Source organism: Mesorhizobium sp. M1227 (assembly GCF_040318315.1).
Taxonomy (GTDB): Bacteria; Pseudomonadota; Alphaproteobacteria; order Rhizobiales; family Rhizobiaceae; genus Mesorhizobium.
In genome coordinates, this window is sequence record NZ_JAMYLZ010000049.1 from 19,492 (window position 1) to 35,139 (window position 15,648).

Sequence of the window (15,648 nt, forward strand, 5' to 3'; positions counted from 1 at the left end):
TGCGGCGCAGAACTTCCTCGATCATGAGCACAGCGACCAGATCGTCGCCTGGTACCGCGCCTTCCAGGATGTCGAAGATCGCGTCAAGGTCGCGACGTTGGACGAGATCAAGAAGGAAGGCTGGACACTCAACATTTCCCGTTACGTCCTCCCACCTATAGGCCAGGACATTCCGCCTCTGTCCGAGGCGGTCGAGGCGTTCAAGACCGCGCTGGCCGATGCCCGGGCGGCCGAGGATCACCTGCGCAAGGTGCTGGTCGAAGGGGGGTGGCTGCAATGAGCGGGCTGACCCAACGCGAACTCGAAAGCTATCTCTGGGGCGCCGCCACCCTGCTGCGCGGCCTCATCGATGCCAGCGACTACAAGCAGTACATTTTCCCGCTGATGTTCTTCAAACGTCTGTCGGACGTCTGGGACGAGGAGTACCGGCAGGCGCTCGATGAAACCGGCGACGAGGGCTATGCCACCGACACCGCCAATGACCGCTTCGTGATCCCCGAAGGCGCGCACTGGAACGACGTGCGCGCCGCGCCGCGCGATGTGGGGCGGGCGCTGCTGTCAGCTTTCCTCGCTATTGAGGCAGCGAACCCCGAACGCCTGCAGGGCGTTTTTGGAAATGCCAACTGGACCGACAAGGCCCAGATGCCCGACAGCACGCTGAAGAACCTGATCGAGCATTTCTCCAAGCACGACCTGACCCTCGCCGCCGTGCCGGAGGACGAGCTTGGCAACGGCTACGAATACCTGATCAAGAAGTTTGCCGATGACAGCGGTCACACCGCACAGGAGTTCTACACCAACCGCACTCTTGTCCATCTGATGGCCCAGATGCTGGAGCCGCAGCTGGGCGAAAGCATCTATGACCCGACCTGCGGCACCGGCGGCATGCTGATCTCGTGTCTGGCCGAGGTGAAGCGGCGCGGGGGCGACATCCGCACCACGGGTCTCTTCGGACAGGAACTGATCACCATCACCGCGGCCATCGCCCGGATGAACTTAGTCATCCACGGCGTCGACGACTTCCACATCGCCAGCGGCAACAGCCTCGCGTCTCCTGCCTTCGTGCAGGGGGATCGCCTGCGCACCTTCGACGTGGTCCTCGCCAATCCGCCCTATTCTATCAAGAAATGGAAACGCGGCGCGTGGGAGCAGGATCAGTGGGGCCGCAACCTCCTTGGTACCCCGCCGCAGGGGCGGGCGGACTACGCCTTCTTCCAGCACATCCTGTCGTCGATGGACGCGAAGACCGGGCGCTGCGCGATCCTGTTCCCACATGGCGTGCTGTTTCGCAACGAAGAGGCCGAGATGCGGCGCCGGCTGGTTGAATCCGACCGGGTTGAATGCGTGCTGGGGCTAGGGCCGGGGCTGTTCTACAATTCGCCGATGGAGGCCTGCGTGGTGATCTGCCGGTCGCGTAAACCGGCTGAACGGCAGGGGCGCATCCTGTTCATCGGCGCGGTCGCCGAGATCGCGCGCGAACGGGCGCAGAGCTTCCTGCGGCCCGAACATCAGGCGCGGATATTGTCGGCCTATCAGGCCTTTGCCGATGAACCCGGCTTTGCCGCGGTGGCGAGCGTGGCGGATGTGCTGGCGGGTGAAGGAAACCTGTCGATTGCTCGCTATGTGAAGCGGCCCAAGGTGGCAACGGCGGCGGGGACCGCCACGCTGGCGGGGACTTGGGCAGACTTCGATGAGGACGGACGCGATTTCTGGTCGGGCATGGACGCTCTGGTGGACATGCTCGATGGTCTGAGGCCTGCGGAGGATGCCGATGCTTGAGCGGCCGATCTCAAAGGCGGGGTGGACGCGCGCGGCCTTTGGCGACGTGGTCCGCAAGGTCAACGACAAGGTTGATCCGTGGGAGTCGGGGCTGGAACGCTATGTCGCCGGGGAACATATGGACACCGACGATCTGCGCATCCGCCGCTGGGGCCTAATCGGCGAGGATTACCTTGGGCCTGCGTTCCACATGCGGTTCAAACCCGGCCATGTTCTTTATGGCTCGCGACGGACCTATCTGCGCAAGGTCGCCTTGGCAGATTTCGAGGGCATTACGGCGAACACGACCTTCGTGCTCGAAGCCAAAGACCCTGCCGCACTAATGCCGGAACTGCTGCCCTTCCTCATGCAGACCGAGGCGTTCCACAGCTATTCGATCAAGCACTCGAAAGGCTCAGTGAACCCCTACATCAACTTCTCGGACCTCGAAGCGTTCGAGTTCCTTCTGCCGCCGATCCAGGAACAGGCGCGGCTGGTGGAAGTGCTCTCGGCACAACGATCGTTTAAGGAGGGCCTCAATGGGGCAAACGACGCCGCCACCAATTTGAAACGAGCAATATTGCTGTCAGCGTTTCGTCCACGCGGAGGGACGCGGGACGCATTCCCGCCGCATTGGACGATGCTTGAAGCGGAACTAGCCGGCGATGTTCAGTTGGGACAACAGCGACATCCAAAGTTCAACGACGGGTCGAACGTCCGCCCATATCTTCGCGTCGCAAATGTATACGATGATTTCATCGATTTCGGTGACATCAATAAGATGCACTTCCCTGAGGATGAACTAGGCAAATTTGAGCTAAAGCCCAGAGATATACTATTGAACGAAGGGCAAAGCTTGGATCTTGTCGGCCGGTCTGCAATTTATCGCGGTGAAATTCCTGGTTGCTGCTTCCAGAAAACACTCGTTCGCTTTCGATGCGGCGATGGACTGTTGCCGGAGTTCGCACAACTATTCTTTCAACACATGCTCTATTCAGGGCAGTTCGCAAAGATTGCGGTCAAGACCACTTCTGTAGCTCATCTAACTGCGGTTCGGTTCAAGAAGGTGTTCATCCCAATCCCACCGATTTCCGAGCAGCAGACCTTGATTGCAGCTCAATCAAAGATTTCAGACGGATCGAGAAGCATATTGCGTAGGCTAAGTGCGGTTAAATCACTAATCCGAAATGGTATCTGGTTCGATGACCTTCACTGAATCCAATACCGTCGAAGCCCAACCGCGCGACCTTCTCGCGGGCGACGCCTCGGCCCGCCCGGCGCAGTTCTCGCTCCGCCTCGCCCGCATGGGTGGCAATCGCATCGCGGGCCTCGGCCGGCACTATGTCGCCCCCGTCGAACTACACCTCTTCGGTATTCGGTCTAGTTCGGTTATGGGTCTCGGGAGGCAAATGTAATGTCGCCTCGCCCGTCAATGCCCGCAACAATCCAGCGCGATCTCATGGTCGAGTGCGGCCATCGCTGCTGCGCCTGCGGCGAGACAGTTTCACTAGAGAAGGCGCACATCATTCCCTGGGCAGCCAGCAAAGATCACTGCTTCGAGAATCTGCTGGTCCTATGCAGCGTTTGTCACAAACTGTCCCATGATCAGAAATGGGATGCGAAGACGCTGGAACTTTACAAGAAGAAACCGTGGGTGGCCCGGTACAAGGGCATCCCGTCTGACTTGGGCCCAAAACAACTTGTAACGTTGACGCTGGACACGACGAAGCACGATTTTGAACCAGACAAAATGCGCGTGCTTGCCGCAATCGCCGCGGTCATCGACGCCTCGCCAAAGGACGTGCTCACTGTGTCTGTGAAACAGGGAAGCGTTCTTCTGACAGTTGCGGTTCCCGCAGATGGAGCGGGCCGGCTGCTGCATTCCGAGGAGACCCAGTCCAAGTTGCAGGCGCTTCTTGATCCAATCAAGCTCGTCGGGATCGAACCGGGAGCAGAAAGCGCGTCGTATCCGGACGAACGCGCCCGCCGGATCGCCAGCTTCAATGAAGGAAACACGGTCGAAGCCCATCTGCGCGATATTCTGGCTGGGCTGCCAGCTACCCGTCCCCGCGAGTTTTCATCCGGCCTTGCCCGTGCCGGCAGCAGGCTGAGCGGCCTAGGTTGGCACTATGTCGCTCCGGCCGACCTACCGCATCAGCCGCAAGAAGTGCTCGTTGAACTTTATTTGCGTGATGCACTAATCCGCCTGAACCCCGAGATTGCCGCAAACCCCGGTCGTGTCGATGAGGTTCTGTATCGCCTGCGCGCGATCGTCATGGGTGCGCGGTCGGACGGGCTGGTGAAGGCAAACGAGGAATTTGCGGCGTGGCTCTTGGGCGAACGCTCGATGCCCTTCGGTGCGAACGGCGAACACGTCACCATCCGCCTGATCGATTTCGAGGATATCGGAAAGAACAGCTTCGTCGTCACCCAGCAGTTCACCATCCGCGCCGGGAAAACCGAGAAGCGCGCCGATCTCATGCTGCTGGTCAATGGCATTCCGCTAGTGCTGATCGAAGCCAAGACACCCGTGCGATCAAGCCAAAGCTGGCTCGACGCCGCCCTGCAGGTGCATGACGATTACGAACGCAATGTGCCTGAGCTTTTCGTGCCGAACGTGTTTTCGGTCGCAACCGAAGGGAAAGAACTCCGATACGGGTCTGTCCGGATGCCGGTCGATATGTGGGGTCCGTGGCGCGAGGGCGATGGCAAGCAGTCACTCGGCGAGGTCGAGAAAGCCGCAAGCTCGATGCTTCGGCCAGCAATGGTCCTAGACATGCTCGACAGCTTCACGGCTTTCGCGACGCAGAAGGGCAAGCACCGCATCAAGATCATCGCGCGCTATCAGCAGGTCGACGGCGTCAACAAGATTGTCGCGCGCGTGGTGGCCGGCAAGCCGCGAAAAGGCCTCATTTGGCATTTCCAGGGATCGGGCAAGTCGCTTTTGATGCTGTTCGCCGCCCGCAAGCTGCGGCTGCATCCTGCTTTGAAGAACCCGACCGTGCTCGTTGTGGTCGACCGCCTCGATCTCGATAGTCAGATTTCCGGCACCTTCTACGCCGCCGACATGCCCAACATGGTGCGCACTGAAAGCCGCAAGGAGTTGGCCGAGCTACTGGCCAAGGACACGCGCAAGGTCGTGATCACCACGATCCATAAATTCGCCGAGGCTGACGGCGTGCTGAACGAAGGCGACAACATCATCGTGTTGGTGGACGAGGCGCACCGCACGCAGGAAGGCGATCTCGGGCGCAAGATGCGCGACGCGCTGCCGAACGCATTCCTGTTCGGCCTGACCGGCACACCGATCAACCGCGCCGATAGGAACACCTTCTACGCCTTCGGCGCGGAGACCGACGAGGGCGGCTACATGAGCCGCTACGGCCTGAACGACTCGATCCGCGACGGCGCGACGAAGGAGCTTCATTTCGAGCCGCGCCTGGTGGACCTCCACATCGACCAGAAGGCCATCGAGGAAGCCTACGCCGAGCTGACGCAGGGCCTGACCGACGAGGACAAGGATCGGCTGGGCAAGGCCGCGGCCAAGATGTCGATCCTGGTTAAGGCGCCCGAGCGGATCCGCGCCATCTGCGGTGATATCGCCAAGCACTTCCAGGAGAAGGTCGCGCCGAACGGTTTCGGCGCGCAGGTGGTGACCTTCGATCGCGAAAGCTGTCTGCTCTACAAGCAGGAACTCGACCAGCACCTGCCGCCCGAGGTTTCGGATGTGGTGATCTCGGTCAACAGCGGTGAGCCGGAATACGCGCCCTACAAGCGCGACCGGGATGCCGAGGAAAAGCTGCTCGACCGCTTCCGCGATCCCAAGGACCCGCTGAAGATCATCATCGTGACGTCGAAGCTGCTGACCGGCTTCGACGCGCCGATCCTGCAGACGATGTACCTCGACAAGCCGCTGCGCGACCATACGCTCCTGCAGGCCATCTGCCGCACCAACCGACCCTACGGCGAGCAGAAGACGCACGGGCTGATCGTCGATTACCTCGGCGTATTCGATGATGTCGCACAGGCGCTGAAATTCGACGAGGAAGGGGTGCAGAAGGCGGTGTCGAACATCGCCGAGTTGATCACCGTCTTGCCGACCGCCCTGCAGAAGTGCCTTGCCTATTTCGCGGACGTGGACCGCGGCCTGACCGGGTACGAGGGTCTGATCGCCGCACAGGATTGCATCCCGGACAATGTCGTGCGCGATTCCTTCGCAGCCGATTTCAGCGTATTGGCGCGTATCTGGGAGGCGCTTTCACCCGACCCGGTGCTGACGCAATACGAGAGCGACTATCGCTGGTTGGCACAGGTCTACGAATCCTTGAAACCCTCCAGTGGGACAGGCCGGCTCCTGTGGCACCGGCTGGGTGCCAAGACCATCGAACTGATCCACGAGAACGTCCATGTCGACGCGGTGCGCGACGATCTCGACACGCTGGTCCTCGATGCCGAACTGCTCGAGGCAGTCCTCGGCAATCCCGACCCGGAAAAGAAAGCCAAGGAAATCTCCATCAAGCTGGCCGGACGCCTGCGGAAACATGCGGGAAATCCAAAGTTCAAAGCGCTGGGAGAGCGTCTTGAAGACCTCAAGAACCGACACCAGCAGGGCCTGCTGCTCTCGATCGACTTTCTGAAGGAACTCTTGGCGCTGGCGAAAGAGGTCGTTCAAAGCGAACGCGAGATACCTGAGGAAGAGGAAATCGATCGCGGGAAGGCAGCGCTCACTGCACTGTTTGAGGAGGCCAGGAACGGGGACACGCCGGTAATGATCAAGCGCGTCGTGGACGATATCGACGAAATCGTGCGCGCCGTCAGGTTCGATGGCTGGCAGGCCACGCATGCTGGCGAGCGCGAGGTGAAGAAGGCGCTTCGCCAGACGCTCTTCCGCTACAAGCTGCACCAGGACGCAGAACTTTTCGAGAAGGCCTACGGCTACATTCGAGAGTACTATTAGTCGGCAGCAAAATAAGCTTTCCCCGGCCGATCCGTGCCGATGGTTTTTCGCCATCAACGATGTCCGCTGGCGACGGGCGGGTAGTGTCGTGCCTCAAACAGGATATCCCAGCGACCTTCGTACGCCTTGACGGCGGCGCCGAACACTAGGCCGTCATCGCCTCGCTGATCGAAACCTGCAAGCTCAACAGCGTTGAGCCGCTCGGCTATGTCGCCGATGTCCTCACCAGGATCGTCAACGGCCATCCTAACAGGCAGATCGACGATCTCCTGCCCTGGGCCTACTCAACAAGCTCGAACTCAAGGCCGTGGCCTGAGAACAGCGCTTACACCAAATCTCTGGCACTCTACGTTTCTCCTGGCCCACAATCACCTTGGGAAAAAGAGAAACTCCGCGGGAGACGTTTGAAAGAACCTATCGGCGCGTGTCCCGCGACGGTAGTTGCCCGTTCCTACCGTTCGCCGCGAGGCATGGTGGTTGAGCGGGGCAGTCTGGCAGGTCGCTCAACGGTCGAAATTTAGCTTCTCAAGAGCGCCCTTGAAACAACCGAGTGTATGAGCAAGGTCAGACCAAACACCGGGTGGCAGCCCATTGTTTCCCGACTGGACCTCTTTCAAGATGCTGCATAGACAGCTCTTTCGATCGCGACCCGAGCCGTCTCTGATGAAACGGCTGCGGCAATCGAGAAGTCGCCTCTCAATGGCCTTCACCTCGCGGTCGTCGTAGCTGGAAAAAAACTCAAACGTAGAGTCATTGACGATATCAGGAGTAATTTCAGCTCGGCGCTTGGCTAGGTAATTGTCGAATGTGTCCCGACCGATGCTGTAGACATCAGCGAGAGCGCTCACAACGGCCGACAGACTTGCTATGGTTTCTAATGCCGCCAATCTTTCCCCCTATCAAACATGTTTGATCTCACATGCAGAAGACCAGACGTGCGGCTATGTGGCAATAGAATGATGGGCGAGTTTATATGTTGATGCACCAAGTCCCGAAACAATATCCTCGCTCACCGGAAGCCGAAGCTATACCACGACCCACGATGGCGCGGCCCATTCGGCATCAGGCAGCAAGCGCTGCTCGGCGACCTCTACGTGTGTCAGCGGTGTGAGTGCATCGTTGTCATAGGAAAGCGTGGGGATGCCGTCTTCCTTCCCGAGCAAAACATAGATAGTGACTTGATCGATCAGGTCGCCGACAAAGCTCGCTTTATTAACATACCAGGGCGCAGAGCGAACGGTTTTCACCTGCGCCTTTCGCGAGCCTTGATCTGGCCATTTATCTGCCCGGCCGGAAGCAGTTTGGTCGGTGTGAGCCTTGGATGCTTTTGCAGCGCTAGTGCGCAAACCTTTCCAGACAGCCGGGAGGGCTAGGGCCCGTCTAGTTCGCGCCAAAGAACGAACCTACTGGCGTGGGAGAGCCTCTCCAAGGCGACGCCACGTAGTTGAAACGCACCTAACCATCCGACTTCAGCAGATGCTTACAGGAACCCTGCGGATTGCAGCCCAATTCCGGCGAGGCTGATCAACATTGCTGGTTTGCTGCCAAATTCAGCTTCTATATACACAATGGTTGGGAACCGTCGTTTGACTGTCTTTGCGGGAGGGCAGACGACGCTCTCCATGCGGTGATGCAAATTTTTAAATGCCGAAGATGCAAAAATCCCGGCAAAAATGCAGAACTCAAGTTCCCGCTACATCCGGGCCGTACAGGTGTCGGGATGTAGCGGTCTCCCGCTACCACTTCCAACCCACTATCGTACGTAACGGCAGCGTTGAAGCGGCTGCCCTGTCCGGTGGGCTTTTCAGTATACCGTGCATTGGGAAATGCGGCCCCGCCTATAAGGGCGGCAAGCTTGCCCTTGACCTCGATTTCGAAGCCCTCACGTGCCCGCTTGGGGTGCACGGTGACGCTATGAACAAGTCCTCGAAGGTTTTGGATCAGCGGGCCACGGTCGTCAGCAGCAGTTGCGTGGTCGGCCAATGCCTTTGAAAGGCCGTCGACGGTTTCGATGTAACGCTGCAAGGTCGCAGGGTGGAGAGCTACGGGTGACAGCGGCTCATCGAGACCGGAGAGCTGTGCCTCTACCTCGGAAAGCTGCGTCTTGAGTTCTGCAATACGCTGCTTGGCATCCTCTTCAGCAATGACGCTTCTGATCACAAGATCGATCGTGCGCTGCCGTTCGCCTTCTATCCGATCGCGCTTGCCTTGCAGCGCTGTGCGCATCGCATTCGCCTGTGCGGACAATTCTCGGCGCTCTTGGTTGTATCTGCGGATGTATGCCTCGATGAGGTCGGGGGCTTTCAGTTGGTCGCGCATGCCATCAAGGACCGCCTTTTCGATCTCGGGCAGATAGATGATGCGCCGATTGGAGCAGCTCCCGCTTTCTCGCACTGCCGAGCACCGAATACGCGTCTTGCCTGTCTTATCACGATCGTGAACCGACAGACCTGAACCGCAAACGCCGCAGCGGAGCAGACCGGACAACAGGTGAGCTGGCCGACGCTTGACATGAGAGGTTGCGTTCACCCTAACTGCCTTGCGAGCCTGCGCCTTGTGCCAAGTTTCGTCTTCGATGATGCGCAAATGCGGAACTTCTTTCGTCTGCCATTGGTCCCTTGGATTTGGCCTAGAAACACGCTTGCCAGTATCGGGGTTCTTCACCATTCGGACCTTGTTCCAGACGATCCGACCGACATAGAGCTCGTTGAAGAGCAGACCTACGCCGCGCTGTGCATTTCCGTTGATGGTGGAACCGTTCCACCGTATCCCCCGCGGTGGCGCTATACCATCCCGGTTGAGGTCACCGGCTAGGTCACGTGGAGCGCGACCGGCCGAATAAGCGGCAAAAATACGCCGGATAACGTCTGCCTCCTCTTGGACGATCTCGAGTTCGCCAGGATGGCCCAAGACCGGTCGATAGCCATAGGCCCGGCCTCCGGCATGACGTCCATCACGGACGACTCCAGCCATACCCCTACGGACTTTCTTTGCGCCATCCTCCCTCTGCATCTGACCGACAAGTCCACGAATACCAATGAGAACCGCATCGGCGATACCGTCATGAACAGCCTGGATTTCAATGTCGAGAAAAGAGAGACGTTTGTGAAGACCTGCGAGATCCGCCATGTCGCGCGATAGGCGATCGAGCGCCTCGACGACGACGATGTCGAACGCGTTCTGGCCCGCAGCTTCCATCAGGCGCATCAGCGCGTCGCGACCCAATATAGATGAGCCGGAGCGCGCCTTGTCCTCGTAGACCGCAACGATAGCCAGACCGTTGCGCGCTGCGTAAGCACGGCACAGCGCAATCTGGTCTTCAGTGGATTTTTCGTTCTGCAGCTCGGTCGAAAAGCGTGCGTAGACAGCGGCCCGCCTCATGTGTCGGAAGCCTTCTTCTTGCAGCGATCTGCATCCATGGCAGCATTTCGGCCAGCCGAAGCGCCGACGGATTTGAGATGATCGCCTCTGGCATCGGCGATGGCGAGTGCTTCGACAAACTTAAGCATGGCTGTGCGAAGCTCCTCCGGCGTTACCGCTGGGGCGGTTTCGCGCAGCAATCCACCATCGCGTCTGTGTCGTGCCGACTTCACGAAGCCGAGCATCACTAACACGACCGGCGATAAAAGGGGCACACGCCTTCGATCGTGCACTTGGGACCCTTCGGCGCGCAAATCGGATAGTCGCCGAACTGGCGAATCTAGATCGCACGGGCTGCAGCCGTGCTGCTGGGAAGCCTATGGCAGGAACTTGGGATGCGTTCGGAAGCTTTTTCATGCAACGCTCCCATCATCGCCGTAGGCAACGACCGGACCACTTTCTCCCTGCCTGCGGCGATATAGCCGTTGTCGAGGTCTCTTCGGGAAACACTCGCTCGACCATCCCCTCCCTGGTGGTGCGGATCGAGGCGACAGCGCGAACTTCGCCATTCCAGCCGTCGAAGGGAACTCGTTGAGCTTTGCCATAACTGCCGGTCAAGCCAGCCTGCATTTGACCGGCATGGGTTCGCTGGACCTAGCGCTCTCCTGCTTTGGGTCGATGACTGCCAGTTCCTCTCCTAATGCTGCGATTAAAGACGACACCCGACCTCGCACTCGCGGATGGAGATGCACAAGCCTTTCAATCAGGCGTCGACCTTCCGCGCTGGCAATAAAATTGATGCGTTCGTCGACCGGCAGCGGAGGAGGATCACGATCGGTCTCATTGCCCGGCAGGCCTTCGAAGAAGCGGCCCACCGGAACACCTAGTGAACTAGCGATCTCGTAGAGCATGGAAGCGCTCACGCGGTTTCTCGCGTTCTCATATTTCTGGAGCTGCTGGAAGCTGATACCGATGGATCGGGCAAGCTGTGCCTGCGAGACGTCCGACTGCACGCGAACCGCAGCGATCTGCCTGCCGACATGTTGATCAGCAGGGCGCGGGCCACTCTCGATTCCATGGTTTGCCGGTGCGTCGAAGACGCTGCGACGTCCTGGCTCCGCAAATGCCTTTCGGAACTGCATCGGTCGCTCCATGTGTAGAGAGTTTGTCTCGGTAAGCCCCGCGAAAATCACCACACCGACGAATGATCGCGATTCCGGTACCTTAGTGCCGAAGTTCAGCTTGAGACTTTCTGCTCTCTAATCCGAGCTATGTCGTCTAAGGCCGAGCGGATTTGTGGCCACGGGGGCTCACTGTCATGTAGCGAATACTCCCCTTCCCTAAGCGCTGCATTTAGCTTGGCGGCTATACCGGCGAGCGACGTTGCAGGAACTTGGGATAAGGTTTCGAGTAATTCCTTCGCCCGCTCGCCAGCTTCGCGCTCAGCAAGTAAGGCTGTCGAATAACCAATCTCCCTAGCGGCGGCATCCCAGCGCGCCTGATTGGCTACGATTTCAGCTTCAGCTTGGGTGCGGGCCACTGTGTTAGCGGGACGAACACCGAGCAATTCCTGGAGGGCTTCAACGGAGTGAACTGTCACGCTCTCTCCGTCGGACAAGGTAACTGTCGTGCAAGGGAAGCCAACGGTCTCGATAAGTACCCTCTCCAGCCGCTGCTGCTGATTGCAAAGCCGTTCAGCCTTTTCCCAAGCCGCCTGCCATCGTTTCCACACCGCCACCGCAGGATCAATGGCGTCATCACCCTCCAAGTCGATGCCAGCGAACGATGTAGCCTGCGTCGCCGCCATTGCGGTTGCTGTTCCCGCAAGCACCTTCCTGCGGGTGACGAAAGGCAAAGTCGTGTTATTGTCGGAATCAGCCATGATCCGAGCTCCGCAAAGCGTGGGCGTGGTTAGACTGTTGGAAGCGGGGAACCACTTCCAACGGCCGTTACCTAAAACAAGCATATTTGCACTTTTTGTGCAACAGGGCATTTGAACAATGAAGGTAAGTGCGGCCCAAGTTCGCGCGGCCCGTGGGCTTCTCGACATTTCTCAACAGGAACTGGCGGATCTATCCAAGGTAAGTTTGAGGACGATCGTGCAGTTCGAACGTGGTTCGAAACCAGCATCTGAATCAATCCTGCAAGCGCTGAAGCTATCGCTCGAAGCAGCCGGAATAGAATTCATTCCAGAGAATGGCGGTGGCCGTGGTGTGCGCTTGTCACGCGGTACCGCGAACACTTAGACGAAGGCGGCATCTACAGGCGCCTTTAGGATTATCTGTTTCTCAATCAATGTCAGCAATGCGCCTGATTTCCGCCGTTCAGGCAAATTCGTTTTTGCCTGTGAGCGGACGTTTGCCTGACCTGACCTCAATGGCACCTAAGCGCGCTCACATCGGCATTCAGAAGCCCGGCGTTTTGTCTCGCAAGCTGCCATAGCGTTAATAAAACACCGGTCGCATAATAGCCCGGCATAACTTGTTTCATCTTGACTCATCGACGCGTTCGTTGGCGAATTGCCTCGGGGCGGGGAGCAAAATGAAACGGCCGTATCTTTCCTTAAGTGTAAGCGAAATCGAGGCGATTGCGAATAAGGCACTGGCGGCCGGGAACACGCCAACCCTACGTGCGGTTGCCAGCGAGTTGCGCGACCATCGCAATACGCCGAGCGCGAAGAAATTGCTTGCGCGGATCCAGCAGCTCCAGGCGTCGAAGCAGCCTGACCTGTTTGAAGCTATGAAGCCTGCCGCCCGCACCTCTCGAAAGCCCAAGGCCATTGGGGGGCATGAGCGCGTGCCTCTGAAAGCAGGCAGCCGAACACCTACGGCGGAGCAGGAACAGGCGATCCAAGCGTTTTTGTCCGGCGGGTCTCTGCGCATCAATGCCTACGCCGGAACCGGCAAGACCTCGACCCTCCAGTTCCTCGCACAGAGTACGCGACGGCGCGGGCAATACGTTGCCTTCAACAAGGCGATCGTTACAGATTCGAAGGGAAAGTTTCCGGCGACGGTCGACTGCGCGACAACCCATAGCCTGGCACTGAAGTCCATCTCCTCGGACTACAAGCGCAATCGGGATAAATGTTTCAGCCGCTTAAGCGCAAAGCAGTTGGCCGAGATTCTCGGCATCAAAAAATCCTGGCGGATCGACAAGGATCACAGCCTGCAGGCGGTATCGCAAGCCTACCTGGTTCAGGAGACCGTCCGGCGCTTCGCCCACAGCGCAGACGAGGTCATTTCCGAAATCCACGTGCCACGCCACGGGTCGTTGCTGGCCGCAGGGGAACCGACCCTCAAGGCCGTTAATGAATATGCTCTAACCAATGCCCAGCACGTTTGGGAGCGGATGTGTGATGGCCGCGACCCTCTACCGCTCGGCCATGACGGATATCTCAAGCTGTGGGCGTTGTCGAAGCCGCAACTTGCCGTCGATTACATCCTGCTTGATGAGGCGCAGGACACCAACCCGGTCGTACTAGACGTCCTCAAGCGGCAGCAGTGCCAGCTGGTCTATGTGGGTGACCGATACCAGCAGATCTACGAATGGCGCGGCGCTGTCAACGCCATGGAGGCTATCGAGACCGACACAACAGTGCATCTAACACAGTCGTTCCGCTTCGGTCCGGGGATTGCGGATGAAGCGTCGCGCATTCTCGCCCGCCTTGGTGAGCTGAGGCCGTTAACCGGCAACAGCGCGTTGCGCAGCCGGGTCGGCATCTGCAATCCCGACGCGATCCTGGCGCGCACGAATGCCAACGTTATGACCGCGCTTATCGATTGCCTGGAAGCCGACAGAAAGCCCCACCTTGTCGGGGACAACAAGGACCTGAAGACTCTCTTGCGAGGTGTGGTTGATCTGAAGGAAGGCCGGCCGGCCGAGGCGCCGGAGTTCTTCGGGTTCACCAACTGGCAGGCGGTGGTGGATTTCTCAAAAACCACCGAGGGCGAGCAATTGGCCATGTTCGTCAACCTGGTGCAAAGCAAGGGCGAGAAGCGTCTACTCTGGGCTCTCAATCGCTCTTTTGATGAGGGTGAGGCCGACATCGTCGTCTCGACGGCCCATAAAGCGAAGGGACGGGAGTGGCGGAACGTTCGGCTGATGGATGATTTCCTCAAGACCCGGGAAGCCCGCTCGCCAGCAGAACAGGCGGCAAAAGAGCAGCATGACGCCGCCGAGTTACGACTGTTTTACGTCGCCGTAACGCGGGCCAAGGAGGTCATCGAGATTCCGACGATGCGGACGGGTCGGCGCGAGCCGGAGCGCGTCGCTCCGCCTGCACCACGGGCCATCCCGCAACTGCCGAAGACGTCTGTGGTCCAGCCCAGCGACTGGAAACCGGCTGCCAAACCGATCGCGAGTCTGGCCACCCCGCCTCCCGCGTCGAAACCCGCGAAGCGCGGTTTCTTAGCACGCCTATTTGGGGGATAGACCGATAGCCGCGTCATTCGGCTGTTTTGCGCCTAATTTCAGACGTTAAGTCCAGCCACGCATGCGGCCGGAAGCGGACATTGCGACGGTCTTGGTCACGTAGGTCACCGCAACGATCTTAGACGTCGAAGGCGCGCCGAGGCCACGAGATGACGTCGATGGCTATGATGGCGATGATGGCGATGATGACAGTAACCGAGATGATGCGCCCGAAGCGACGCACCTTCAGTCAGGTGGCGTCGATCCTCTTCGCGGCTTCGTAAACTTCGCCTTGATGGCGTCCTGACGCGCCTTCCGGCCGCCGTAGATATCTTCCAGTGCTGTCTCGAGAATGTCGAAGGCGTCGATGCAGTCCGCCAGCGTCAGTCCGACTTCATGGCTTCCGTCGTTGCCGATATCCTTTAGCGCTAGCATCGTATCATGGTGACCGAAGCCACGCTTTTCCCAATCTACCAGTCGGTTGTGCAACGGGATAAACCTGCCTTCAGGTGTTTCCCGGGCGATGCCGGCGTGAGCGACAATTTCTTCGACCGATATCCGCAGCTTGTTGATGCAGGAGCCTGCGTCGGTCCAGAGGAGGTTAAAGGACTTTTCAATCTGCTCTCTGACCGCTTTAGGTGTCTTTTGATGAATGGCTATCACGCGCGGGCCGGGCATCATCGATAGCGGGTAGAAGTTGGTCTCTTCACCCATCTGCTCTTCGCCGTCCTGGTCCGGATAATAGTATGGCCCGGAACTCGCCCTGCCCGACATCACGGCGATGGTTTTGCAGAACCCGAAAGGGCAGGCAAAAAAGCTGGTGAATTTGCCGCTGGCGATTAAGGGTTCGTCACTCGGCTCCCAAATCGTGACGGTCCTGTTCTTGACCCTCTTGAGCAGCCCGTTCCTGCATTTCGGGCAAGGGAATGCGGGATAGCTGTCTTCAGGGTATTTCTCTCTCCAGAGTAACCTGTCCATCATCCACCCCCACGTTTGATGTCGCGCCGCGCTTTGACTTCCATTAGAACCGCATGGGCGGGAGGAATCTCATGTTTAACTTGTGACCTTGCCCCTCTGATCTAATCCGGTTTGAAGTTCGTTCTGGCCCATCGAGAGGACCAGGACATGAAACGTAGCCGCTTCTCTGAAGAGCAGATCATCGG

General features: G+C 58.8%; 13 protein-coding genes and 3 pseudogenes. 9 read left to right on the forward strand and 7 right to left on the reverse strand.

The features are described from left to right. Positions 1-16 precede the first annotated feature (16 nt). The 7 genes and pseudogenes from NKH28_RS31405 to NKH28_RS31435 all read left to right on the forward strand — a co-directional run. Positions 17-280: pseudogene (locus NKH28_RS31405) on the forward strand (N-6 DNA methylase); the annotation flags it as partial. Further along, positions 277-1,779, forward strand: coding sequence for a type I restriction-modification system subunit M (locus NKH28_RS31410; protein ID WP_352981147.1), 1,503 nt, complete (start codon positions 277-279; stop codon positions 1,777-1,779). The pseudogene NKH28_RS31405 and the gene NKH28_RS31410, both read left to right, overlap by 4 nt. Beyond that, positions 1,772-2,974, forward strand: a complete 1,203-nt coding sequence (locus NKH28_RS31415; protein ID WP_352972486.1) for a restriction endonuclease subunit S — start codon at positions 1,772-1,774, stop codon at positions 2,972-2,974. Before NKH28_RS31410 ends, NKH28_RS31415 begins: the two co-directional genes overlap by 8 nt. Beyond that, entirely contained in the window at positions 2,961-3,173 is a 213-nt protein-coding gene (locus tag NKH28_RS31420) for a hypothetical protein (protein WP_352981148.1), read from the forward strand. Before NKH28_RS31415 ends, NKH28_RS31420 begins: the two co-directional genes overlap by 14 nt. 44 nt (positions 3,174-3,217) lie before the next feature. Further along, a pseudogene (locus NKH28_RS31425) lies at positions 3,218-3,355 on the forward strand (HNH endonuclease); the annotation flags it as partial. A 153-nt stretch (positions 3,356-3,508) separates the two neighbouring features. Next, a complete protein-coding gene (locus NKH28_RS31430) occupies positions 3,509-6,715 on the forward strand; it encodes a type I restriction endonuclease subunit R (RefSeq protein WP_352981157.1) in 3,207 nt (1,068 codons plus the stop codon). A 110-nt stretch (positions 6,716-6,825) separates the two neighbouring features. Further along, a pseudogene (locus tag NKH28_RS31435) lies at positions 6,826-6,999 on the forward strand (transposase domain-containing protein); the annotation flags it as partial. Positions 7,000-7,218: 219 nt separating this feature from the next. Here NKH28_RS31435 and NKH28_RS31440 read toward each other — a convergent pair. The 6 genes from NKH28_RS31440 to NKH28_RS31465 all read right to left on the reverse strand — a co-directional run bounded on the left by NKH28_RS31440 (position 7,219) and on the right by NKH28_RS31465 (position 11,957). Continuing rightward, a complete protein-coding gene (locus NKH28_RS31440; RefSeq protein WP_352972484.1) occupies positions 7,219-7,602 on the reverse strand; it encodes a hypothetical protein in 384 nt (127 codons plus the stop codon). Between the two features lie 138 nt (positions 7,603-7,740). Further along, positions 7,741-7,962 carry a hypothetical protein gene (locus NKH28_RS31445; protein ID WP_352972482.1) on the reverse strand — a complete coding sequence of 74 codons (222 nt, stop codon included), beginning with the start codon at positions 7,960-7,962 and terminating at the stop codon, positions 7,741-7,743. A gap of 310 nt (positions 7,963-8,272) precedes the next feature. Continuing rightward, positions 8,273-10,096, reverse strand: coding sequence for a recombinase family protein (locus NKH28_RS31450; RefSeq protein ID WP_352981149.1), 1,824 nt, complete (start codon positions 10,094-10,096; stop codon positions 8,273-8,275). Next, positions 10,093-10,275, reverse strand: coding sequence for a hypothetical protein (locus tag NKH28_RS31455; protein ID WP_352981150.1), 183 nt, complete (start codon positions 10,273-10,275; stop codon positions 10,093-10,095). The genes NKH28_RS31450 and NKH28_RS31455 overlap by 4 nt, the downstream gene beginning before the upstream one ends. Positions 10,276-10,689: 414 nt before the next feature. Continuing rightward, the gene (locus NKH28_RS31460) at positions 10,690-11,217 is read right to left on the reverse strand and encodes a helix-turn-helix domain-containing protein (protein ID WP_352981151.1); all 528 of its coding nucleotides are present in this window, start codon (positions 11,215-11,217) and stop codon (positions 10,690-10,692) included. A 95-nt stretch (positions 11,218-11,312) separates the two neighbouring features. Next, positions 11,313-11,957, reverse strand: a complete 645-nt coding sequence (locus NKH28_RS31465) for a hypothetical protein (RefSeq protein ID WP_352981152.1) — start codon at positions 11,955-11,957, stop codon at positions 11,313-11,315. Positions 11,958-12,075: 118 nt separating this feature from the next. On the opposite strand from NKH28_RS31465, the gene NKH28_RS31470 reads away from it, so the two are divergent. Continuing rightward, positions 12,076-12,321, forward strand: a complete 246-nt coding sequence (locus tag NKH28_RS31470; RefSeq protein WP_084567686.1) for a helix-turn-helix domain-containing protein — start codon at positions 12,076-12,078, stop codon at positions 12,319-12,321. A 295-nt stretch (positions 12,322-12,616) separates the two neighbouring features. Then, positions 12,617-14,506 carry a UvrD-helicase domain-containing protein gene (locus NKH28_RS31475; RefSeq protein WP_352981153.1) on the forward strand — a complete coding sequence of 630 codons (1,890 nt, stop codon included), beginning with the start codon at positions 12,617-12,619 and terminating at the stop codon, positions 14,504-14,506. A 225-nt stretch (positions 14,507-14,731) separates the two neighbouring features. On the opposite strand, the gene NKH28_RS31480 is transcribed toward NKH28_RS31475, so the two are convergent. After that, positions 14,732-15,463 carry a DUF4145 domain-containing protein gene (locus NKH28_RS31480; protein ID WP_352981154.1) on the reverse strand — a complete coding sequence of 244 codons (732 nt, stop codon included), beginning with the start codon at positions 15,461-15,463 and terminating at the stop codon, positions 14,732-14,734. Between the last annotated feature and the right edge of the window lie 185 nt (positions 15,464-15,648).

Excerpts from the sequence above, each read along its gene's own strand:
- NKH28_RS31410 (WP_352981147.1), top strand. The coding sequence starts at position 277 with ATGAGCGGGCTGACCCAACGCGAACTCGAAAGCTATCTCTGGGGCGCC.
- NKH28_RS31415 (WP_352972486.1), top strand. The coding sequence starts at position 1,772 with ATGCTTGAGCGGCCGATCTCAAAGGCGGGGTGGACGCGCGCGGCCTTT.
- NKH28_RS31420 (WP_352981148.1), top strand. The coding sequence starts at position 2,961 with ATGACCTTCACTGAATCCAATACCGTCGAAGCCCAACCGCGCGACCTT.
- NKH28_RS31430 (WP_352981157.1), top strand. The coding sequence starts at position 3,509 with ATGCGCGTGCTTGCCGCAATCGCCGCGGTCATCGACGCCTCGCCAAAG.
- NKH28_RS31450 (WP_352981149.1), bottom strand. The coding sequence starts at position 10,096 with ATGAGGCGGGCCGCTGTCTACGCACGCTTTTCGACCGAGCTGCAGAAC.
- NKH28_RS31460 (WP_352981151.1), bottom strand. The coding sequence starts at position 11,217 with ATGCAGTTCCGAAAGGCATTTGCGGAGCCAGGACGTCGCAGCGTCTTC.
- NKH28_RS31465 (WP_352981152.1), bottom strand. The coding sequence starts at position 11,957 with ATGGCTGATTCCGACAATAACACGACTTTGCCTTTCGTCACCCGCAGG.
- NKH28_RS31470 (WP_084567686.1), top strand. The coding sequence starts at position 12,076 with ATGAAGGTAAGTGCGGCCCAAGTTCGCGCGGCCCGTGGGCTTCTCGAC.
- NKH28_RS31475 (WP_352981153.1), top strand. The coding sequence starts at position 12,617 with ATGAAACGGCCGTATCTTTCCTTAAGTGTAAGCGAAATCGAGGCGATT.
- NKH28_RS31480 (WP_352981154.1), bottom strand. The coding sequence starts at position 15,463 with ATGGACAGGTTACTCTGGAGAGAGAAATACCCTGAAGACAGCTATCCC.